Origin of the sequence: Comamonas guangdongensis, assembly GCF_041079535.1 — a bacterium.
Classification (GTDB): Bacteria; Pseudomonadota; Gammaproteobacteria; order Burkholderiales; family Burkholderiaceae_C; genus Comamonas; species Comamonas guangdongensis.
Genome location: NZ_JBFYGN010000001.1, coordinates 1 through 22,649, shown reverse-complemented (window position 1 = coordinate 22,649; position 22,649 = coordinate 1). Strand labels below are relative to the sequence as shown.

At 65.4% G+C, this 22,649-nt stretch carries 16 protein-coding genes and 2 tRNA genes; 13 read left to right on the top strand and 5 right to left on the bottom strand.

Going from position 1 to position 22,649, the window contains the following annotated elements; genetic code table 11:
* Positions 1–96 precede the first annotated feature (96 nt).
* The 3 genes from AB6724_RS00090 (at position 97) to AB6724_RS00080 (ending at position 2,951) form a co-directional block, all read left to right on the top strand.
* Positions 97–1,050, top strand: coding sequence for a DMT family transporter (locus AB6724_RS00090; protein WP_369336465.1), 954 nt, complete (start codon positions 97–99; stop codon positions 1,048–1,050).
* Positions 1,051–1,156: 106 nt separating this feature from the next.
* Positions 1,157–2,227, top strand: coding sequence for a sensor histidine kinase (locus AB6724_RS00085; RefSeq protein WP_369336464.1), 1,071 nt, complete (start codon positions 1,157–1,159; stop codon positions 2,225–2,227).
* The gene (locus AB6724_RS00080) at positions 2,205–2,951 is read left to right on the top strand and encodes a LytR/AlgR family response regulator transcription factor (RefSeq protein WP_369336463.1); all 747 of its coding nucleotides are present in this window, start codon (positions 2,205–2,207) and stop codon (positions 2,949–2,951) included. Before AB6724_RS00085 ends, AB6724_RS00080 begins: the two co-directional genes overlap by 23 nt.
* Before the next feature lie 30 nt (positions 2,952–2,981).
* Here AB6724_RS00080 and AB6724_RS00075 read toward each other — a convergent pair whose 3' ends face one another.
* The 4 genes from AB6724_RS00075 to polA form a co-directional block, all read right to left on the bottom strand.
* Positions 2,982–3,803 carry a ZIP family metal transporter gene (locus tag AB6724_RS00075; protein ID WP_369336462.1) on the bottom strand — a complete coding sequence of 274 codons (822 nt, stop codon included), beginning with the start codon at positions 3,801–3,803 and terminating at the stop codon, positions 2,982–2,984.
* A gap of 175 nt (positions 3,804–3,978) precedes the next feature.
* A complete protein-coding gene (locus AB6724_RS00070) occupies positions 3,979–4,887 on the bottom strand; it encodes a dienelactone hydrolase family protein (RefSeq protein WP_369336461.1) in 909 nt (302 codons plus the stop codon).
* 97 nt (positions 4,888–4,984) lie between these two features.
* On the bottom strand, positions 4,985–6,082 hold the full coding sequence (locus AB6724_RS00065; RefSeq protein WP_369336460.1) for a hypothetical protein: 1,098 nt from the start codon (positions 6,080–6,082) through the stop codon (positions 4,985–4,987).
* A gap of 191 nt (positions 6,083–6,273) precedes the next feature.
* Positions 6,274–9,069 (bottom strand): DNA polymerase I, encoded by a 2,796-nt coding sequence (polA, locus tag AB6724_RS00060; RefSeq protein WP_369336459.1) that lies wholly within the window; start codon positions 9,067–9,069, stop codon positions 6,274–6,276.
* A 34-nt stretch (positions 9,070–9,103) separates the two neighbouring features.
* On the opposite strand from polA, the gene AB6724_RS00055 reads away from it, so the two are divergent.
* The 3 genes from AB6724_RS00055 (at position 9,104) to AB6724_RS00045 (ending at position 11,480) form a co-directional block, all read left to right on the top strand.
* Positions 9,104–9,466, top strand: coding sequence for a hypothetical protein (locus AB6724_RS00055; RefSeq protein WP_369336458.1), 363 nt, complete (start codon positions 9,104–9,106; stop codon positions 9,464–9,466).
* Between the two features lie 112 nt (positions 9,467–9,578).
* Entirely contained in the window at positions 9,579–10,535 is a 957-nt protein-coding gene (locus AB6724_RS00050) for a homoserine kinase (RefSeq protein WP_369336457.1), read from the top strand.
* Positions 10,536–10,658: 123 nt separating this feature from the next.
* Positions 10,659–11,480: a BPSS1780 family membrane protein gene (locus tag AB6724_RS00045; RefSeq protein WP_369336456.1), complete on the top strand. Its 822-nt coding sequence runs from the start codon at positions 10,659–10,661 to the stop codon at positions 11,478–11,480.
* A gap of 132 nt (positions 11,481–11,612) precedes the next feature.
* Here the strand turns inward: AB6724_RS00045 and AB6724_RS00040 are convergent, their stop codons facing one another.
* Positions 11,613–14,081 carry a UvrD-helicase domain-containing protein gene (locus AB6724_RS00040; protein ID WP_369336455.1) on the bottom strand — a complete coding sequence of 823 codons (2,469 nt, stop codon included), beginning with the start codon at positions 14,079–14,081 and terminating at the stop codon, positions 11,613–11,615.
* 165 nt (positions 14,082–14,246) lie between these two features.
* On the opposite strand from AB6724_RS00040, the gene AB6724_RS00035 reads away from it, so the two are divergent.
* The 7 genes from AB6724_RS00035 to AB6724_RS00005 all read left to right on the top strand — a co-directional run bounded on the left by AB6724_RS00035 (position 14,247) and on the right by AB6724_RS00005 (position 22,632).
* Positions 14,247–15,809, top strand: coding sequence for an efflux transporter outer membrane subunit (locus AB6724_RS00035; RefSeq protein WP_369336454.1), 1,563 nt, complete (start codon positions 14,247–14,249; stop codon positions 15,807–15,809).
* Positions 15,810–15,845: 36 nt separating this feature from the next.
* Positions 15,846–17,000 carry an efflux RND transporter periplasmic adaptor subunit gene (locus AB6724_RS00030; RefSeq protein ID WP_369336453.1) on the top strand — a complete coding sequence of 385 codons (1,155 nt, stop codon included), beginning with the start codon at positions 15,846–15,848 and terminating at the stop codon, positions 16,998–17,000.
* Positions 17,001–17,010: 10 nt separating this feature from the next.
* On the top strand, positions 17,011–20,091 hold the full coding sequence (locus AB6724_RS00025; protein ID WP_369336452.1) for an efflux RND transporter permease subunit: 3,081 nt from the start codon (positions 17,011–17,013) through the stop codon (positions 20,089–20,091).
* 202 nt (positions 20,092–20,293) lie between these two features.
* A complete protein-coding gene (locus AB6724_RS00020; protein WP_369336451.1) occupies positions 20,294–21,271 on the top strand; it encodes a GMP reductase in 978 nt (325 codons plus the stop codon).
* 210 nt (positions 21,272–21,481) lie between these two features.
* Entirely contained in the window at positions 21,482–22,351 is an 870-nt protein-coding gene (locus AB6724_RS00015) for an NAD(P)-dependent oxidoreductase (protein WP_439329809.1), read from the top strand.
* 78 nt (positions 22,352–22,429) lie between these two features.
* Positions 22,430–22,505, top strand: a tRNA-Lys gene (locus AB6724_RS00010).
* A 51-nt stretch (positions 22,506–22,556) separates the two neighbouring features.
* A tRNA-Lys gene (locus tag AB6724_RS00005) sits at positions 22,557–22,632 on the top strand.
* Positions 22,633–22,649 lie beyond the last annotated feature (17 nt).

The window sequence follows — 22,649 nt, the reverse complement described above, 5'->3', positions numbered from 1 at the left end:
ACCGGTTTTTGTGCAGCGCGCAAAATCACGCCCTATCACCCGTACGCTTCGCTTTCTCCCAGGTCGCAGCTCCCAAGGCCCGCGCACCGCCCCGGCATGAATTCCCGCTCCTCTCTGTTATCCGGCTTCGGCTTCGCCCTGGCTGCCTGCGCGCTATGGGGCGCTATTTTTCTGGTCCCCGCGCTGTTGCCCGAGTTCTCGCCGCTGCAGGTCACGTTCGGCCGCTTCGTGCTCTATGGCCTGGTGGCGCTATGCATTTTTCTGCCCCAGGCCGGCCGCCTGCTGCCCAGGCTGCAGAAAGCCGATATCCGGCATCTGGTCTGGCTGGCCTTCACCGGCAATGTGGTGTATTTCGCGCTGGTCGCAACCTCGGTGCAATGGATAGGCATGGCCATGACCTCGCTGATCGTGGGGCTGGTGCCCATCATGATGCCCTTGCTGGGCCGCAAGACCTCGGGCGCCATTCCCGTGCAGCGCATGCTGGCCCCTATGGCTCTGATTCTGGCCGGCATTGTGCTCATCAATGCCCATGCGCTGACGGGCGGTGCGGCGGACAAGCCCGCCCGCCATCTGCTGGGCGTGCTGCTGGCCGTGCTGGCCATGCTGTCCTGGAGCCGCTATGCACTGGACAACACCCGCTATCTCGCGCAAAGCCGCTTCAACGGCACCGAATGGTCCACGCTCTGGGGCCTGGCCGTGGGACTGATCAGCGCCCTGCTCTGGGCCCTGCTGTGGCTGCTGGCCCCGGCCTCCGGCGCGCCCCCGATTCCCGCGGCCCGCTGGCAGTTGTTCTGGCTGCTCAACCTCGGGGTGGCGGTGTTCTCCTCCTGGCTCGGCAACTGGATGTGGAATGCCGCCAGCCAGCGCCTGCCCATCACGCTCGTGGGCCAGTTGCTGGTGTTCGAGACCCTGTTTGCGCTGACCTACCACTTCATCTACGAGCAGCGCCTGCCCCAGGCCAGCGAGCTGGCCCCCATGCTGCTGATACTGGCCGGCATTGCCTGGTCGCTGCGGCGCTTTGCCCACAGCCGCAGCGCCCGCGGCTCTTGAGCCGCCTCAAGGCCGAGGCAACAAACTGACAGCCATCTGGCGTCCGCTGTGCGCAGGCCCGCAGACTGCCCATAATTCCGGGTCTGCCATCCCTGCCCGCCACACCGTGCCACTGCGTTTTTTTGCCGCCCCGACCGATGCGCCGCGCCCCGTCCAGGTCTTCGATGCCTGCAATGCGGGCGTGGTGCTGCGCGCCGTGCTGTTTGTGCAGCTCGTGGTGGCCACGGCCGCCATCTATGGCGCGGAAACGCCCCTGGAGTGGCTGGGCTCCATGGCCTTGCTCACCGGTGCCAGCCTGCCCGGCACGCTGGTCTGGCTGATTGCGGCCTGCAGCCTCAAGCAACCGCTGCAGCGCCTGAGCACGCCCGGCCAGTATCTGGCCGGAGTGCTGCTGGGGGCGCTGGCCGGGCTCTACGCCTGCGGCATGTGGTCCTGGATCGGCATGGACAGAACGCCCTGGCTGGCCAGCGCCGTCACGGGCGGCCTGCTGGCCGCCCTGCTGGTGACGGCGCTGGTGCTGCGCGCGCGCGGCAGTGCCCCGGCCCAGACCCAGGCCCGCCTGACCGAGCTGCAGTCGCGCATACGCCCGCACTTTCTGTTCAACACGCTCAACAGCGCCATTGCCCTGGTGCGCGCCGAGCCTGCCAAGGCCGAGTCCCTGCTGGAGGACCTCAGCGACCTGTTCCGCTATGCGCTGGCCGAACCCCACACCACGACCACGCTGGCCCAGGAGATAGAGCTGGCCCAGCGCTATCTGTCGATCGAACAGGTGCGTTTCGGCGCCCGCCTGCAGATCCAGTGGCAGCTCGATGAAAGCGTGCATGCGGCGCTGCTGCCGCCCCTGCTGCTGCAGCCGCTGGTGGAGAACGCCATACGCCACGGCGTGGAGCCCAATCCGCGCGGTGGCAAGCTGCAGGTGCGCACCGAAAAGCGCGGCAACCAGGCCTTGATCCACATCATCAACACCCTGCCCGATACCGAGGCCACACCTGCCAGCCGGGGCCAGGGCATGGCGCTGGACAATGTCAAGGCCAGGCTCTCGCTGCTGCACGACCTCCAGGGCAGCTTTCGCACCAAGCTGCGCCACGGCCTGTACATCGTGCGGCTCAGTGTTCCCCTGGCCGCAGACCCCATGCCCGCCAAGAAAGCCCGCGATGCATATTTTGATCGTCGATGACGAAGCCCTGGCTCGCGCCCGCCTGCGCACCCTGCTGGCCGATTGCAGCCACGGCCCCCACCATGTGCAGGAGGCCGAATCCGCCGAACAGGCCCTGCAGCGGCTGGGCGCGGAGCAAGCCGCGCCCGTGCAGCTGGTGCTGCTGGATATTCATATGCCGGGCCGGGACGGCCTAAGCCTGGCGCGCGCGCTGGCCTCCATGCACTGCCCTCCGGCCGTGGCCTTTGTGACGGCCCATGCCAACCATGCAGTCCAGGCTTTCGAGCTGGATGCGATCGACTATCTGACCAAGCCGGTACGTCTCGAGCGTCTGCAGCAGTCGCTACAAAAAGCGGAGCGCGCACTCAATGCCCGCACCGTGGTGGAAAGCGGTCCCGTGCTGCTGATCCAGGAACGCGGCAGCACCCTGCGGCTGCCGCTGAGCGAGGTGCGCTACCTCAAGGCCGAGCAGAAATACATCACCGTGCGCACCGTGCAGCGCAACTACATTCTCGACGGCGCGCTGGCCGAACTCGAAGCCCGCCACAGCGAGCAGCTGCTGCGCGTGCACCGCAATGCGCTGGTGGCCCGATCGGCGCTGTGCAGCCTGGAGCGCTATGACGACCCCGAGGAAGGCGAGGGCTGGGGCCTGCGCCTGCAAGGCATTCCCGAGCTGCTGGCCGTCTCGCGCCGCCAGCTGGCGGCCGTCAAGGCCGTGCTGCGCGGCGAGGCGGAACCCGGCTGAAAGGCATCAGAGGCAGGGCGCTGGCCCGGGTCAATGCATGTGCGGATGGGTGTGGGCCGCGCCGCTCATCACCGTCACCAGCAGTATGCCCAGCAGCAGCCAGAACACCTGGGCCGCCGTCTCCCTGGCGCTCAAACGCTTTTGCAACTGGGGAATCAGATCGGCCAGCGCCACATAGATAAAGCTGCTGGAGGCCACGGTCAGGAAATAGGGCAGCAGATCATGCAGCCGGCCGACGAGGAAGTAGCCCGCCACCCCGCCCAGCGTGGTCACCGCGCCGGCCATGGAGACCTTGATCAGCGCCACCCGGCGGTTGGTGCTGGCCTGACGCAGCACCACGATGTCGCCCATGTGGTGAGGCACCTCATGGGCGAGCACGGAAAGCGCGGCAATCATGCCCAGACGGATGTCGGCCATGAAGGCCGAGGCGATCAGCACGCCGTCGCCAAAGCAGTGCACGCTGTCGCCGGTCAGGACCGCCCAGCCGCCCTTGCCGTGAGCATGCCCATGCGCGTGTTCATGATGCTCATGCTCATGCTCATGTTCGTGGACATGGCTGTGCGAATGCTCGTGGCCGTGGTGCCAGAGCTCCGCCTTGGACAGCAGAAAAAAGAACACCAGTCCGATCAACAGGGTGATGAACAGGTCATGGGCCTCGCCATGGCTTTCGAAAGCCTCGGGCAGCAAATGCATGAAGGCAGTGGCCAGCAGCGCACCCGCGGCCAGACTCAACAGCCGCTGGGGCATGACGCCCGGCGCACGCGACCCTCCCAGACCCATCAACAATGCGGCCACCCAGACACTGCCGATACCAGCAGCCAGGGTGGCCAAGATAATTGCTACCAATGTCATAGCGATTTATGGCTTAACCGTATGCCCAGGAACCATATTCCTTGAGGCGAATGGCGGGGATTCTCGCAGAATGCGCGGTCTCGGGCCGCGGCTCGGCGCTATCCCCATATCGCCAGCTCCGGATGGCTGGCTTCATTTCACCTTAGCAAAGCTGTCAAGCCCCCTGCGCGCCCTCTCACGCCACGCCGTGATGCCGGAACCAGGCCAGCATTTGCACCCAGCCGTCCTGAGCGGCCTGTTCGCGATAGCTGGGGCGGTAATCCGCATGAAACGCATGCGGAGCTTCGGGGTAGATCACGAATTTCGAGGCCCTGGCCGCGGCCGAGCCGGTCTGGAGCGCGGCCTTCATGGCATCCACCGACTGCAGCGGAATACCTGCGTCCTGGCCGCCATACAGGCCCAGCACCGGCGCCTTGAGCTGTGCCACCAGGTCGATGGGATGGCTGGGCTGCAAGTCGTTCTTGCCGCCCTGCAGCCGCCCGTACCAGGCCACGCCGGCCTTGACCGGGCCATGGGCCGCATACAGCCAGGCGATGCGCCCGCCCCAGCAGAAGCCGGTAATCGCCAGCTTGGCGGTGTCGCCGCCATTGGCAGCAGCCCAGCGGACCGTCGCATCCAGATCCCCCATCACCTGCGCATCGGGCACCTTGGCGATCACCTCGCTCATGAGCTTGGCCGTCTCGGCATAGGCCATGGGATCGCCCTGGCGCACGAACAGGTCGGGAGCAATCGCCATATAGCCCGCGCGCGCCAGGCGACGGCAGGTATCGGCGATGTATTCATGCACACCGAAAATCTCGGAAATCACCAGCACCACGGGCAGATTCGTCCTGCCCACCGGCGCGGCGCGGTAGGCGGGCAGATTGAAGCCCTGGACATCAATGCCGATCTCTCCCGCGCTCAGCCCCTCCGCCGAGGTCTTGATGGCCGTCTGCGCCATCACCGGACCAGCGGCGCAGGCATAGCCTATGCCCAGCCCCCCGCCCAAGGCCAGGCGCAATGCATCGCGGCGGCTGGTGCCATTGTGGTTGCCCGCCTGACCCAGCAACGCACTCAGGTCCTGCTTGATGTCCTCGTATTTCATGATGTCTCCTTGGCTGTTGCCATCCCTCCGAATATCAATGAAAAGTCATGCGCCGCTGCAAGCCAGCGGCGCATGACCACGCTTTCAACGGCCTGCTTCAGGAACTCGAAGCCTCGTGCTGCACCGCCGGAGCGGCGCGACTGCTGCGCGGCCGGTCGTCCGCCGGCAGGTTGTCCAGCCAGTTGGCAACGCTTTTCCAGTTGCTGAGCCAGTTCTCCGCAAATGCCTGGCTGGCCTTGGACGATAGCAGCGAAGGCTCCTGTCCCAGTTCGCGAATCAGGGCCTGGGTGTCTTCCCGCAGGGCCACCGCATGCAAGGCACTGGCGACGCGCTCGCGCTGCTCGGCCCGCATCTGACTCGAGACAAACCAGGCCGCCCAGCTGGCCGTGAGCATGGGCAGCCGCCATTGCATGAAGGTGGGCGTGCCCTTGTAGGCGCCGTCTCCCGTCGAAAGCAGCACATGGACCTTGTCCGCCACCGCGGACGTGTCCTTGGCGGACAGTCGCCTTTGCAGCTCCGGACAGGTCTCCAGCAGCAGATCCTGCTGGCCGGAGGCCAGGCTCGCCAGGCCCTGGGCCGAGTTGCCCGCGAAATCGGTGACGCTCCAGGAGACGCCGGTCCTGTGCTCCATGGCCTTGATCCAGACCCTGGGCAACAGGCCGTAGCTGGCCCCCATGCCCATGCGTATGGGCCGCTTCAGGCCCTGCAGCCAGGCCATGAAGCTCTCGGCGTTGCGGGGCTGCAGATCATGGCCGCTGGCCAGGCACCAGGGGCGCTGCGATATCAGCTGCACGGCCACGGCGCGCGCCTCGGAGCGTCTGGCCAGTTGCTCGTCGTAGATCTGCTCGTTGAGCAGCGGCGTCATCAGCACCACGGTGCGCCCCGCATTCTCGGAGCTCAGCGCGTCCCGCGCCGCCTCCATGCTCCGGCCCCTGGAGACATCCTGCAGCACCACTTTGTCCCCCAGGTACTGAGGCAGATATTTGACATAGTGCTGCACCACAGGGTCCAGCAGGGGACCGCGGCTTTCGGGCTGCACCAGATACCAGGTGCTCCCCCGGTCCTGCGCCTGCACCAGTCCGCCCACCAGGCTGCTGGCGAGCAGCGCGCCACGCAACAGCGCCAGCACCGCAGAGCGCGGGCTGCAAATCAATCCAGACGTCGAGACTGCCGATGTGGTGGCCAGAGCTGTCATGCGCCCCCCGTTGTGCGCTTGCACGACTGCAAGCGAGATCGATCAAGTTTGTAGAAAAAATCCTACAACATTCCTGAAAAACCACAAACGCCGGCTTTTGCTCCAGGCCTGTGCCCACCGGCCATGGCAAGCGCAGCGCGCCACGGTTTCTGCCTGCAGGCCGTGGCACGCGTGTTTCCGATTTCCAACAATCAGTGCGCTTTTTCCCAGTCCGGCCCGAAGCCGATCTCGGCCAGCAGCGGCACATGCAGATCGGCCACTCCGGCCATCAGGGCCGGAACTTCGCTCCTGACCCAGTCCTGCTCGGCCAGCGGCAGCTCGAACACCAGTTCGTCATGCACCTGCATGATGACCTTGATGTTCGGCCTCTCTTCATCCAGCCTGGCCTGCACGGCCACCATGGCCTTCTTGATCAGATCGGCCGCCGTGCCCTGCATGGGCGCGTTGATGGCCGCGCGTTCGGCCGCTTTTTTGCGCGGGCCGTTGCCGCCGTTGATCTCGGGCAGGTACAGGCGCCGGCCGAAGACGGTCTCCACATAGCCCTGGCTGTGGGCCAGCTCCACGGTTTCGTCCATATAGCGCTTCACGCCCGGATAGCGCTGGAAGTATTTGTCGATATAGGCGGCCGCGGCCTTGGTCTCTATGCCCAGGTTTTTGGCCAGACCGAAGCTGCTCATGCCGTAGATCAGGCCGAAGTTGATGACCTTTGCATAGCGGCGCTGCTCGCTGCTGACCTGGTCGAGCTCGACGCCGAACACCTCGGCCGCCGTGGCGCGGTGCACGTCCAGGCCCTGGCGGAAGGCCTGCAGCAGCGCCTCGTCGCCGCTGAGGTGGGCCATGATGCGCAGCTCGATCTGCGAGTAGTCGGCGCTGGCGATGAGCTTGCCCTCGGGCGCCACAAAGGCCTCGCGTATGCGCCGGCCCTCGGGCGTGCGCACGGGAATGTTCTGCAGATTCGGGTCGTTGCTGGACAGCCGGCCCGTGACGGCCACGGCCTGCGCATAGTGGGTGTGGACACGACCGTCGCTGGGCAAAGCCATCTGCGCCAGCTTGTCGGTATAGGTCCCCTTGAGCTTGGACAGCGAACGGTGTTCCAGAATCTTGGCCGGCAGCGGGTAATCCTCGGCCAGCTTCTCCAGCACCTCCTCATCGGTGCTGCGCGCACCGGTGGCGGTTTTCTTCACCACGGGCAGGCCCAGCTTGTCGAAGAAGATTTCGCCCAGCTGCTTGGGGCTGGAGAGATTGAACTGCTGGCCCGCGATCTCGTAGGCCTCGTTCTCCAGCTGCAGAATGCGCGCCCCCAGGTCGTTGCTCTGGCGCGCCAGCTCGCCCGCGTCGATGCGCACGCCGTTGCGCTCCATGCGGAACAGCGCTTCGCTGGTCTGGATCTCCAGCTCGTAGATATGCAGCAGGCCGGGATGGGCCTGGATCTGCGGCCAGAGCACGCCATGCACGTCCAGGGTCTGGTCCGAGTCCTCGCAGCTGTAGGCCGCGGCTTTCTCGACGGCCACATGGGCAAACGGAATCTGGTTCTTGCCCTTGCCGCACAGGTCCTCGTAGCTGATGCCGGTGCGGTTCACATGGCGCAGCGCGAGACTCGTCAGATTGTGCGGGCGGTGCACTTCGAGCACATAGGACTGCAGCATGGTGTCGTGCGCATAGCCGCGCACCGTGATGCCGTGGTTGGCAAACACATGCTGGTCGTACTTCACATGCTGGCCCAGCTTCTTCTTGCCAGCATCTTCCAGCCAGGGCTTGAGCTTGGCCAGCACCCGAGCCATGTCCAGCTGCTCCGGCGCCTCCAGTCCTTCGTGACGCAACGGGATATAGGCCGCCTCGCCCACCTGCACGCTGAAGGAAATGCCGACGATCTGCGCCACCATCTCGTCCAGCGAGTCGGTTTCGGTGTCCAGAGCCGTCAGCTCGGCCGCGTCGATCCTGGCCAGCCAGGCGTCCAGCTCGGCCTCGTCCAGAATGGTGTGGTAGACCACATCGCGCTGCTGGGCCGCGACAGCGATCTCGGTGGTCTCAGCGTCTTCGGCGTCGAACAGGCCGCCCTGGGCCTCTGCCGCCTTCTGGGGCGCGGCCTCGGGGCTGGCCGCTGCGGCCGTCCGTGCCAGGCCCTTGAAGCCGTATTTTTCATAGAAAGGCGCAAGCGCCGCATTGTCGGGCTCGGCCAGGGTCACGGCGTCGAGCTGCGGCAGGCCGCCGATATAGCCGGACAGATCGCAATCGGTCTTCATGGTCACCAGCTGGCGGCTCAGCGCCAGCTGACCGCTGGCGACGGCATCGCGCAGGTTCTGGCCCGCAACGCCCTTGATGCTTGCGGCATTAGCTATCAAATTATCCAGCGAACCGTATTCCTCCAACCATTTGGCGGCGGTCTTGGGGCCCACCTTGGTCACGCCCGGCACATTGTCCACGGTGTCGCCGACCAGGGCCTGGTAGTCGATCATCAGCGCCGGCGGCACGCCGAACTCCGCCGTCACCCCGGCGATGTCGCGCTTTTTGCCGTTCATGGTGTCGATGATGGTCACACGCTCACCCACCAGCTGGCTCAGGTCCTTGTCGCCGCTGGAGACGATGACATCAATGCCCTGGGCGGCCGCGGTCTGCGCCAGCGTGGCGATCACATCGTCGGCCTCCACGCCGGGCACGGCCACCACCTCCCAGCCCAGCAGCCGCACCACTTCGTGGATGGGCGCGATCTGGCTGCGCAGGTCGTCTGGCATGGGCGAGCGCGTGGCCTTGTATTCGGCGTACAGCTCGTCGCGGAAGGTCGGGCCCGAGGCATCGAACACGCAGACCGCGTAATCGGCCGGCACCTCCTTGCGCAGCGCCTGCATCATGTTCACCATGCCGCGTATGGCCCCCGTGGCCGGACTCGCCGGGTCGCCCGGAACGGCCCGCAGGTCGGGCATGGCATGGTAGGCGCGGTAGAGATAGCTGGAGCCGTCCACCAGCACCAATGTCTTGGAATTGCTCATACCAAGATTGTGCACGCGCCACTACAATCCCCTTATGCGCGCTGCACCACTTTTCATCCTCCTGAGCCTGGCCGCCGGATCCGTTCTGGCCCAGACCACCACTCCTGCCCCCGAGGCTCCTGTCGCGGTCCCCGCGCCCCAGGGCCGAGAGGACAACTCTGCGGCCACCGGCAAACACAATCAGCGGATAGAACATATCCATGTGGAAGACGCCGGCAGCCGCGTGGATGAAACCCGTGTCGGCGGCCAGACCAAGAGCATCACCGTGCAGCCCAAGGTGGGCACCATGCCCGAGTACGAGGTGCAGTCCAACGACGGCGCCCGCGCCGCGCGCAACCGCGACAATAACAACAACGACACCACGGGCACGCGTGTCTGGAACCTGATCAAGTTTTAAGGCGCCGCGCGCCAGACCATCCCTGACAGGGCAGTGCTTAGGAGCACTGCCCTGTTGCATATAGAACCCCAAACCGTTAGTCCCGGCCGGTCGCAGACCGGCTCTTTGCATCATGGCTGTTTTCACCGAAGTCTCTGAAAAAGATGCGCGCGAGCTGCTGCGCCGCATGTCCCTTGGCGCCTTGAAAGAACTGCGGGGTATTCAGGGCGGCATTGAAAACACCAATTACTTTCTGACTACCGACCAGGGTGAATGGGTGCTCACGCTATTCGAACGCCTGAGCGCCGAACAACTGCCGTTCTATTTGTATCTGATGAAGCACCTGGCCCAGGCCGGCATTCCCGTGCCCGACCCGCAGGCCGAAACCCGCAGCGGCGACATTCTGCTGCGCGTCTGCGGCAAGCCGGCGGCCATCGTCAACCGCCTGGCCGGCAGGAGCGAGCTGGCCCCCACCCCCGTGCACTGCGCCGCCGTGGGCGACATGCTGGCGCGCATGCACCTGGCCGGACAGGATTACGACCGCAGCCAGCCCAATCTACGCGGCCTGCCCTGGTGGAACGAGACCGTGCCCGTGGTCCTGCCCTATCTGGACGCCGCGGCCGCCGACCTGCTGCGTGCCGAACTCGCCTACCAGAACCATGTGGCGGCCTCGCCCGCCTATGCGGCCCTGCCGCGCGGCCCGGTGCATGCGGACCTGTTCCGCGACAACGTGATGTTCGAGGGCGACAGGCTTACCGGCTTCTTCGACTTCTACTTCGCGGGCATCGACACCTGGCTGTTCGACCTGGCCGTGTGCCTGAACGACTGGTGTATCGATCACGCAACAGGTGCCCACGACGCCGCGCGTGCCAAGGCCATGCTCGCGGCCTACCAGGCCGTGCGCCCGCTGAGCGCGGCCGAGAGAGAGCTGCTCAATGCCCAGCTGCGCGCCGGCGCCCTGCGTTTCTGGATTTCCCGCCTCTGGGACTTCCACCTGCCGCGCGAAGCCTCGCTGCTCCAGCCCCACGACCCCACGCACTTCGAGCGCGTGCTGAGCCAGCGCATCGCCCATCCTCTGGCACTGGACTGAGCCGCTGCCGCCGTCGCCAAGTTGCATATCTGCACGGGGCTATTGATGGCCCCGCCGGGCCGACTCGGGTACAGTGCAGAAGCGGCTTTTGCAACACTTGGCAAGAGTATTCCAGCCTCCTCAATGAAACTTCAAATCGTTCCCGCCCGTACTGGCTTGCAGTGGGTACAGCTCGGCCTGCGCACTTTCAAGAGCCAGCCGCTGGCCCTGGCTGCCCTGTTCTTTCTGGGCATGGCCAGCATGTCGCTGATCACCGCCCTGCCCCTTATCGGTCCCGTCATCGCCCTGGCCCTGCTGCCCTGCGTCTCGCTGACCATGATGGTCGCGGCCTCGGAGGCCGCCCATGGCCGCAAGCCCAGTCCGGCCTTGCTTCTGGTGGCCTTCCGCTCCGGCAGCCAGCATCTGCACTCCATGCTGATGCTGGGCGGCCTCTACGCCGCGGGCTTTCTGCTCATCATCGGCGCCTCCAGCATCATCGACGGCGGCACGTTTGCCAGCGTCTACCTGGGCCAGACCCCGATGTCGCGCGAGCTGGCCGAGGATCCCGACTTCCAGTCTGCCATGTGGCTGAGCATGTTCCTCTACCTGCCGCTGTCGCTGGCCTTCTGGCATGCGCCGGCGCTGATCCACTGGCACAACATCAGCCCCGTCAAATCGCTGTTCTTCAGCTTTGTGGCCTGCATGCGCAATATCGGCGCCTACATCGTCTTCGGCCTGTGCTGGATGGGCGTGTTTCTGGCCTGCGGCATGCTGCTGGCCATGGTCACCGGCATTCTGGCCGCGCTGATCGGCAGCGTGGCCGGCGGCATCATGGTGGCCACGGCGCTGATGCTCGCAGCCATGTTCTTTACCTCCATCGTCTTCACCTTCCGCGACTGCTTCAGCCCGCCCGACGAGGTGACCGACCAGGCCGGACCGTCGGAGCCACCGGCCCCGGAGTTCTGATTCCCAGCCCCGGCCTGCCGGGGCTTTTTCTTGGCTCAAGCCAGGACCGGATCCGGCACCCCCTATGCAAGAGCCGTTTGCTGCATGCGCAAACGGCTCTTGATCGACGGGCTCGCCAGGCAAGCCCGGGACTCAATCCACCACGGTGAGCTTGGCGATGGACAGCGCCAGCCATTTGGTGCCGTGGCGGCCAAAGCTGACCTGGGCACGCGCATCGTCGCCCGTGCCTTCGACGGCCAGCACCTTGCCCTCGCCGAATTTGTTGTGGAACACTTTGAGTCCGGCCTTGATGCCATGGGAAGGCTGGGCTTTCTGCTGGGGCACGGGCGGGCTGGCAAAGACCTCGGACTTGCCACCCCAGCCAGAGTTCGAGCCGAACTGCTCCGAACCCTTTGCTCCATAAGCGCCATAAGCACCCGAATTAGGAGCAAACGTGCCAAAACCGCTTTGCCTGGGCGTGATCCACTTGAGCGCCTCCTCGGGCAGTTCGTCGAAGAAGCGGCTCTTGACGTTGTAGCGCGTCTGACCATGCAGCATGCGGGTCTGCGAATGGCTGAGGTACAGACGCTGGCGCGCACGCGTGATGGCCACATAGGCCAGGCGACGCTCTTCCTCGAGGCCACCGCGGTCCATCATGGCGTTCTCGTGCGGAAACAGCCCCTCCTCCACGCCGCCGATGAACACGGCGTCGAACTCCAGGCCCTTGCTCGCATGCACGGTCATCAGCTGTACCGCGTCCTGCCCAGCCTGGGCCTGGTTGTCGCCGGCTTCAAGCGCCGCATGCACCAGAAAGGCCTGCAGCGGCGACAGGGTCTCGCCGGTATCGGCGTTGACCATGGAGGCCACCGTGCCCACGGGCGGCTTGAGCGCCTCGTCGAGCAGCGGCAGATTCGAGTCCAGCCCCTGGCTCACCGGCGACTGGTTCAGCAGCGATGCGCCCTGCTGCTCGTCCAGCGGCAGCGCCACGGCGTCTCGGCCAAAGCCTTCCTGGGTGACGAAGCTCTCGGCCGCCGTCACCAGCTCCTGCAGGTTCTCTATGCGGTCCGCTCCTTCTTTTTCATTGCGGTAATGCTCGATCAGCCCGCTTTGCTCTTCCACGGTCTCGATGATCTCGCGCAGCGTCCGCCCTTGGGTCTGCTCGCGCAGCACATCGATCTGCGCCACAAAGCCCTGCAGCTTGGTGCCGGCCGAGCCGCCCACGGCCGTGACGGCATCGCTGAGCGAGCAACCGCTGCTGCGCGCCGCATCCTGCAGCAGCTCGATGGTGCGCGCGCCTATGCCGCGCGCGGGGAAGTTCACCACGCGCATGAAGCTGGTGTCATCGTGCGGGTTCTCCAAGAGGCGCAGATAGGCCAGCGCATGCTTGATTTCGGCACGCTCGAAAAAGCGCAGCCCGCCATAGACGCGATAGGGAATGGCGGCATTGAACAGCGCCGATTCGATCACCCGGCTTTGCGCATTGCTGCGATAGAGCACGGCGATTTCCTGGCGCGTGAAGCCGTCGTTCTTCACCAGCTGCTTGATCTCGTCGACCATCCACGAGGCTTCGGCCAGGTCGCTGGGCGCTTCGTAGATGCGCACGGGCTCGCCCGGGCCCTGGGTGGTGCGCAGATTCTTGCCCAAGCGATTGCTGTTGTGGCTGATCAGCGCATTGGCGCAGTCCAGGATATTGCTGTAGCTGCGGTAGTTCTGCTCCAGCTTGATCTGCTGCCTGACCTCGAACTCGCGGATGAAATCAGCCATATTGCCCACGCGCGCGCCGCGGAAGGCATAGATGCTCTGGTCGTCGTCGCCCACGGCAATCACGCTGGAGCTGGACGCATAGCGGCCGCCGACCTCGTTGCCCGCCAGCTGCTTGAGCCACTGGTACTGCAGCTTGTTGGTGTCCTGGAACTCGTCCACCAAAATATGCTGGAAGCGGCGCTGGTAATGCTGGCGCAGATGCACATCGTCACGCAGCAGCTCGTAGCTGCGCAGCATCAGCTCGCCGAAGTCCACCACGCCTTCGCGCCGGCACTGCTCCTCGTAAAGCTGGTAGATCTCGACCTTCTTCTTCGTGTCGGGGTCTATGGCCTCGATATCGCCGGGGCGCTTGCCCTCCTCCTTGCAACCGGCGATGAAATACATCAGCTGCTTGGGCGGAAAACGCTCGTCGTCCACATTGAACTGCTTGCACAGCCGCTTGATGGCCGAGAGCTGGTCCTGGGTGTCGAGAATCTGGAAGGCCTGCGGCAGCCCGGCCGCCTGGTAATGGGCGCGCAGCATGCGGTTGCACAGGCCGTGGAACGTGCCTATCCACATGCCGCGCACGTTATAGGGCAGCATGGCCGACAGGCGCGCCAGCATCTCCTTGGCAGCCTTGTTGGTGAAGGTCACGGCCATGATGGAGCCCGGCGTGGCCTGGCCGGTCTGCAGCAGCCAGGCGATGCGCGTGGTCAGCACCCGGGTCTTGCCCGAGCCCGCACCGGCCAGGATGAGCGCGTGCCCCGCCGGCAGGGTGACGGCCGCCAACTGTTCTTCATTCAAATGGGCCAGCAAGGGAGAAGCATGTGCGGCGTCAGGCACCGGCGCACTGCCGGAAAGCAGGTCTAGAGGGAACATCCTTACATTGTAGAAACTAGGCCTGCTTGCGCAGTTTGTGTGGTTAGGAATTACCATAGGCCTCTGGCCTTTCTCCTTGCTGCATCGCAGACGCATTGCTCGGGTGGCGACAGGACGGGGATCGGGCAGGGTGGATTCGCCATGTCACTCTCGCAGAGGATCGCCATGTCCAGAGCCGACAGCCATGCCATTCCCGCAGCGGCGGCCGCGCCCGCCAGCCTGCGGCTGGGCCTTGCAGCCGCCGTGCTGCTCGGCGGCTGCGCGGTCGGACCCGACTTCACATCGCCCGAGCTGCCGGCCGCAGTGACCGACAATTCCTACACGCCCACGCCGGTGGTGCAAGAGACCGTGTCGGCGCCGGGCACCGGGGGCGCAGCGCAGCGCCTGCTGCCGGGACGGGACATTCCGGCACAGTGGTGGTCGCTGTTCCATTCGGACGCGCTGGACCAGTTGATCCGTGCGGCGCTTGCGCAAAGCCCGAACCTCGCAGCCGCGCAGGCGGCATTGCGCCAAGCTCAGGAAACGCTCAATGCCCAGACCGGCGCGCTGCAATACCCGAACGTCGGGCTGCAACTGGGCGCGCAGCGGGAGCGCGCGAACACCAACACCAGCGCAGGCGTGGCCGACTTCAACCTGTACAACGCCTCGGTCAATGTGGGCTACACGCTGGACCTGTTCGGCGGCAACCGACGCGCGCTCGAAGGCCTGGCGGCCGCCGTCGACTACCAGCGCTTCCAGGTCGAGGCAAGCTATCTGGCGCTGACATCCAACCTTGTCACCACGGCGATCCGCGAGGCCTCGCTGCGCGCGCAGCTGCAGGCCACGCGCGAGGTGCTGGCGCTGCAGGAAAAGCAGCTCTCGGTGGTGAACCTGCAGTTCAACGCCGGCGCCGTGGCGCGCTCGGCGGTACTGGCGCAGCGCACCCAGGTCACGCAGACGCGCGCGACCGTCCCGCCGCTCGAAAAAGCGCTGGCACAGACGCGGCACCAGCTATCGGTCTACGCCGGCAAGCCGCCGAGCGAGCTGGGCCTGCCCGAATTCGAGCTCGACTCGCTGCAGCTGCCGCAGGAGCTGCCGCTCAGCCTGCCGTCCTCGCTGGTGCGCCAGCGCCCCGATATCCGCGCCAACGAGGCGCTGCTGCACGAAGCCAGCGCGCAGGTCGGCGTGGCGACCGCGGCGCAATACCCGCAACTCAACCTGAGCGCCGGCTACGGCACCAGCAGCAGCCTAGCCAGCCAACTGTTCACGGGGGCGGCCACGATCTGGAGCCTGGCCGCGGGCCTGACCCAGCCCATCTTCAACGGCGGCGCGCTGAGCGCCAAGAAGCGGGCGGCCGTGGCCGCCTACGACCAGGCCCAGGCCCAATACCAGGCGACGGTGCTGGGCGCCTTCCAAAACGTGGCCGATGCGCTGCGCGCGATCGAGTCCGATGCCCAGGCGCTGAGCACCCAGGCACAGACCGAAGCGCTGGCGCGCGAAGCGCTGGCGTTGACGAACGAGCAATACAAGCTGGGTGCGGCGAGCTACCTGCAACTGCTCGACGCCCAGCGCACCTACCAGCAAACCCGGATCGGCCTGGTGCAGGCCCAGGCGGCGCGCTACGCCGACACGGCCGCACTGTTCCAGGCGCTGGGCGGCGGCTGGTGGAACGCGCCGGCCCTGGCCGACACCTCGCAACCCGGCACGGCGGCCGTCACGCAGCGCCCTGCCCTGGCGCCGGTGCGCTGACGGAGCAAACAACCCAATAACGCAACAGGGGATCTCATGACCAAGCGGATGCTCATCATGATCGGGGGCCTGCTGGTGCTGGTGGCCGTGCTGGCGCTGGGCTTTTTCCTGCACATCCGCGGCCTCATCGCCAGCTCGCCCAAGCCGGGGCCGCAGACCGTCTCGACCATCAAGGCCCAAACGCTGGAATGGCAGCCCCAGATCGCCTCGGTCGGCACCCTGGTCGCGGTGCGCGGTGTCGACGTGACGACCGAGATCGCAGGCCTGGTGCGCAGCCTGCACTTCAGGTCGGGTCAGGATGTGAAGGCCGGAGATCTGCTGGTGCAGCTCAACGCCGACTCCGACCTGGCCCAGCTCAATTCGCTGCAGGCCGCGGCCGAGCTGTCGGCCCTCACGCTCAAGCGTGATCAGGCGCAGCTCGCGGGCCAGGCCATCAGCCAGGCCCAGGTCGACAACGACCTGGCCGATCTCAAGAGCCGCCGCGCGCTGGTGGCCCAGCAGCAAGCACTCGTGGCCAAGAAAACCATACGCGCACCGTTCTCGGGGCGGCTGGGTATCACCACGGTCAATCCTGGCCAATACCTGAACCCGGGCGACACCATCGTCACGCTGCAGACTATAGACCCGATCTACGCCAACTTCTCGGCCCCGCAAAAGCAGATCGCCGGACTCTCCGCAGGCCAGGTCGTGAACGTGGCGACCGATGCCTTCGCCGATGAAGTGTTCGCCGGCAAGATCACATCCATCAACCCCAAGGTCGACCCGAGCACACGCAACGTGCTGCTCCAGGCCACGATCGCCAACCCGCAGCTCCGGCTGCTGCCCGGAATGTTCGCGCGCGCCAGCGTCGACGTCGGCGAAAAGCAGCGCCACCTCACGCTGCCGCAGACCGCGATCACCTACAACCCCTACGGCGCGACCGTGTTCATCTTGAAGCCGGCCGAGGCCCAGCCCGCGCCGGGCGGCAAGGAGGAGAAGAGCGCCCCGCCCGCAGGCGCGCTGGTGGCGCAGCAGGTGTTCGTGACCACCGGAGAGACGCGCGGCGACCAGGTCGCCATCCTGAAGGGCATAGAGGAAGGCCAGGAGGTCGTCACCAGCGGCCAGCTCAAGCTCAAGAACGGCACGCCGGTCGTGGTCGACAACAAGGTGCAGCCGGCCAACAGCGCCAACCCCAGCCCGCAGGAACGGTGAAGGCCCGACCATGAAATTCACCGACATCTTCATTCGCCGGCCGGTACTGGCCATGGTGGTCAGCCTGCTGCTGGTGGTGCTGGGGCTGCGCTCGCTCTTTGGCCTGCCGGTCAACCAGTTCCCGAGAACGCAGAATGCGGTGGTCACGATCTCCACCACCTACTACGGCGCCGACGCCCAGACCGTGGCCGGCTTCATCACCCAGCCGCTGGAATCGGCGATCGCCCAGGCCCAAGGCATAGACTACCTGGCGTCGTCGAGCGCCAGCGGCGTCTCGGTCATCACCGCCACGCTGCGCCTGAACTACGACGGCAACCGCGCGCTGACCGAGATCAGCAGCCAGGTCAACTCGGTCAAGAACCAGCTGCCCGCGCAGGCGCAGACCCCCGTGCTGACGGTCGCCACCGGCCAGACCACCGACGCGATGTACATGGGCTTCTACAGCGACACGCTGCCGACCAACAACGTCACCGACTTCCTGTCGCGCGCGGTCAAACCCAAGCTCGACTCCATCCAGGGCGTGCAGACCGCCGAACTGCTCGGCGCACGCCAGTTTGCACTGCGCGCCTGGCTCGATGCCGGCAAGCTTGCCGCGCATGGCGTCACCGCTGCCGACGTGAGCCAGGCGCTGGCCGCCAACAACTTCCTGGCTGCACTGGGCGCGACCAAGGGCCAGATGGTGACGGTGCCGCTGACCGCCGGCACCGACCTGCATTCGGTGGACGAATTCAAGAAGCTCGCGGTCAAGCAAAACGGCGATGCGATCGTGCGGCTCGAGGACGTGGCCACCGTCACGCTGGGCTCCGAGAACTACGACTTCAACGTGGCATTCAGCGGCGTGCGCTCGGTCTTCATCGGCATCAAGGTCGCGCCCGAGGCCAACATCCTCGACGTGGCCAAGCGCGTGCGCGAGGCGTTCCCGGACATCCGCTCCCAGCTGCCGACCGGCCTGGTCGGCGAGATCGTCTACGACTCGACCGATTTCATCAACACCTCGATCTTCGAAGTGGTGAAGACGCTGGCCGAGGCGCTGGCGATCGTCACGGTGGTGATCTTCCTGTTCCTAGGCAGCCTGCGCGCCGTGGTGGTACCGGTGATCGCCATGCCCCTGTCGCTGATCGGCACCTTCTTCATGATGCTGATGCTGGGCTACTCGATCAACCTGCTGACCCTGCTCGCCCTGGTGCTGGCCATCGGGCTGGTGGTGGACGATGCGATCATCGTGGTCGAAAACGTGGACCGCCACATGAAGGAGGAAGGCCGGCCACCGCTGGAGGCGGCGCTGCTGGCGGCGCGCGAGCTCGGCAGCCCCATCCTGGCGATGACGGTGGTGCTGATCGCGGTGTACGTGCCTATAGGCTTTCAGGGCGGACTGACCGGCGCGCTGTTCACCGAATTCGCGTTCACGCTGGCCTCGGCGGTGGCGGTGTCGGGCGTGGTCGCGCTGACGCTGTCGCCCATGATGTGCTCGCGCTTCTTCAGGCCCTCGCAGGACAGCGGCCGCTTGGCACAGGCCATAGACCGGATTTTCGAGAAGCTGCGCCACGGCTACCAGCGCCTGCTGCACAGCCTGCTCCTGACCTACCCGGTGCTGATCGTGATGGCCTTCATCCTGTTTTGCCTGCTGGGCGTGATGTTCAAGATGTCCAAGTCCGAACTGGCGCCCGAGGAGGACCAGGGCCTGGTTCTGGCGCAGATCGTCGGCCCGCCCACGGCCACCGCCGACCAGATGCAGACCTATGCCGAGCATGCCTTCAAGGTCGGGAAATCCCTCCCTGAATACAAACAGATGTTCCAGATCACCGGCGTGCCGACGGTGAATCAGGGCATAGGCGGCGTGCTGCTGAAAACCTGGGACCAGCGCAGCCGCAGCGCCCATCAGATCCAGCAGGACCTGCAGGCGCAGTGGAACCAGATCGCCGGCGCGCGCGTGGCAGCGTTCCAGTTCCCGGCGTTGCCGGGGTCATCCGGCCTGCCGGTGCAGTTCATCGTCACCACCACCGAGCCGTTCGAAAACCTCAACTCGGTGGTGCAGCAGGTGCTGGACAAGGCGCGGGCGTCGAACATGTTCTACTTCGTCGATGCCGACCTCAAGATCGACAAGCCACAGGCCACCGTGGTGGTCGATCGCGACAAGATCGCCGCGCTGGGCATGACGCAGCAGGATGTGGGCGCCGCCCTCGGCGCGGCGCTGGGCGGCGGCTATGTCAACTACTTCTCCATCGCCGGCCGCTCGTACAAGGTGATTCCGCAGGTGCTGCAGGTGGACCGACTCAACCCGGCGGAAGTGCTCAATTTCTATATCCGCACGCCCAGCGGCAGCATGATCCCGGCGAACACCGTGGCCAGCATCCGCTACGACGTGGTTCCCGAGTCCATCACACGCTTCCAGCAGCTCAACTCGGCCACGATATCGGGAGTGTCGGGCGCCTCGCAGGGCGAGGTGCTGGAGTTCATGCGCAACACCGTGAAGGAAGTGGCTCCTAGCGGCTACACCGTCGACTACGCAGGCCAGTCGCGCCAGTTCATGCAGGAATCGGGCGGCTTTCTGGTGACGATGATGTTTGCGGTGATCATCGTGTTCCTGGCGCTGGCCGCGCAGTTCGAGAGCTTCCGCGATCCCACGGTGATCCTGGTGTCGGTGCCGCTGGCGCTGTTCGGCGCGTTGATCTTCATCTTCCTCGGCTTTGCGTCGATGAACATCTACACCGAGGTCGGGCTGGTGACCTTGATGGGCCTGATCAGCAAGCACGGCATCCTGATCGTCGAGGTTGCCAACCAGGCGCGCAAGCGCGGCCTGGGCAAGCTCGAGGCCATCCAGCAAGCCACGTCGCTGCGCCTGCGGCCTATCCTGATGACGACCGCCGCCATGGTGTTCGGCGTGGTGCCGCTGGTGATCGCCTCGGGCGCCGGTGCGGCCGGCCGCCAGGCGATGGGCCTGGTCATTTTCACGGGCCTGTCGATAGGCACCCTGTTCACCCTGTTCGTGGTGCCGGCCATGTACATGCTGCTGGCCAGCGAGCACCAGGCCGAGCCCGCCGAACCAGCGCTGCCGGCTGCCGCGGCACATGGCGGCCCTGAATCCATTTAGGTACCCCTGCCGCAATCACCCTGCTGGGTAGCAGGATTGCGGCAGGGGTACAATCAATCACCGGGCCCAAGTTTTTTGAGGTCCGGTTTTTTTTGCCCGCTGCCAGCCAGCGCTGCAAAAAGCCGGTCTCCAAGCCAAGCGCCTATCCTCGAAAATTGAGGCGGGTGAGATTCCCGCCGTGACCTTTCCGGAGCTTGGAACCATGGAAATCTTCGACTACGACAACATTCTTTTGCTGCCCCGCAAGTGCCGCGTGGAAAGCCGCTCGGAATGTGACACCAGCGTGCAGCTGGGCGGCCGCAGCTTCAAACTGCCGGTCGTTCCCGCCAACATGAAAACGGTGGTGGACGAGAAGATCTGTACCTATCTCGCACAGAACGGCTACTTCTATGTGATGCACCGTTTCGACATCGACAACGTGGCTTTCACCAAGGAGATGCAGTCCAAGGGACTGTACGCCTCGATCTCGCTGGGCGTGAAAAAGCCTGACTACGAAATCGTGGACCGCTTTGTGGCCGACGGCATCTGCCCCGAATACATCACCATCGACATCGCCCACGGCCATGCCGACAGCGTCAAGAACATGATCGAGTATCTGAAGGCCAAGATCCCTGCTGCCTTCGTGATCGCCGGCAACGTGGGCACACCCGAAGCCGTGATTGATCTGGAAAACTGGGGCGCCGACGCGACCAAGGTCGGTATCGGCCCGGGCAAGGTCTGCATCACCAAGCTCAAGACCGGCTTCGGCACGGGCGGCTGGCAGCTGTCGGCGCTCAAGTGGTGCGCTCGCGTGGCCACCAAGCCCATCATTGCCGACGGGGGCATACGCAGCCATGGCGACATCGCCAAGAGCGTGCGCTTCGGCGCCACCATGGTGATGATAGGTTCGCTGTTCGCGGGCCACGAGGAATCGCCGGGCCAGACCGTGGAAGTGGACGGCCAGCTGTACAAGGAGTACTACGGCTCGGCCTCGGACTTCAACAAGGGCGAGTACAAGCATGTGGAAGGCAAGCGCATCCTGGAGCCCGTCAAGGGCACGCTGGCCGAAACCCTGATCGAGATGCAGCAGGACGTGCAGTCCTCCATCAGCTACTCGGGCGGCAAGAAGCTCATGGACATCCGCAAGGTCAACTACGTGATCCTGGGCGGCGAAAACCAGGGCGAACACCTGCTGATGTAAGCGCGCAAAGCGCTCTCACCGGCGCGAAGGTGAACCTCCAAAAAAAGCATCAAGGGCAGCTTAGGCTGCCCTTGCTGTTTCCGACTCCGGTTCCGTCCGCTTCAGGCACAACTGATCTGTGCCCCAGCCTGCGATTGCGGCCGGCAATAGGCCTTAGCATGTGTGCATTCATACAAGAGATCCAAGGAAGGCAAGGCAATGAGCACTGGAATGAAAATCGCGGTTCTGGGCACCGGCATGATGGGCCTGCCCATGGCGCGCCGCCTGGCCCAGGCCGGCCATGAAGTCCACGCCTGGAACCGCACGCGCGCCAAGGCCGAGCCCCTGGCCGCCGACGGCGTCACCATCCACGACCAGGCCGCCGACGCGGTGTGCGGCGTGGACTTTGCGGTAAGCCTGCTCGAGAACGGCGCCATCGTGGGCGAGGTGCTGTTCAAGCTGGGCGTGGCCGCCGCCATGCCCAAGGGCTCGCTGTTCATCGACATGGCCTCGATCCAGCCGCGCGAGGCGCGCGAGCATGCGGATCGGCTGCTGGCGCTGGGCGTGCAGCATCTCGACGCGCCCGTCTCGGGCGGTACCTTGGGTGCCGAGGCCGGCACGCTGGCCATCATGGCCGGCGGCGAGGCTGCCGACTTCGCGCGCGCCCTGCCCTTGTTCGCGGCCCTGGGCCGCGCCACCCATGTGGGGCCACATGGCACGGGCCAGCTGACCAAGCTCGCCAATCAGATGATCGTGGGCATCACCATAGGCGCCGTGGCCGAGGCCCTGCTGCTGGCCGAGCGCGGCGGCGCCGACCCGGCCAAGGTGCGCGAAGCCATCTCGGGCGGCTTTGCCGACAGCCGCATCCTGCAGGTGCATGGCCAGCGCATGGTGCAACACGACTTTGCGCCGCGCGGCCGCATGACGGTGCAGCTCAAGGACATGCGCAATGCCATGGCGACCGCCGGGGAAATCGGCTTTGACGCGCCCATTACCGCCCTGCTGGGGCAGCTGTATGCGGACGGCGTCGAGCACGGGCTCGGGGATCTGGATCAGGCGGGCCTGTTCGTGGAACTGCAGCGCCGCAACACATCGAACTGAAAAAATCCCGTGTTTTGCTGCGAGGCATTCAGAAATGACGCATAATTGCGGTCTCGCTTGCAGCGCATGCGTGGTGTGGGGCTCTTAGCTCAGCTGGTAGAGCAGCGGACTCTTAATCCGTTGGTCGAGTGTTCGAATCACTCAGGGCCCACCAAAATTTTCTTCGCTCCGATCGCTTCGGAGCCATCCTCCGGTTTACTCCGGCGGGCTCTTAGCTCAGTTGGTAGAGCAGCGGACTCTTAATCCGTTGGTCGAGTGTTCGAATCACTCAGGGCCCACCAAAATTTTCTTCGCTCCG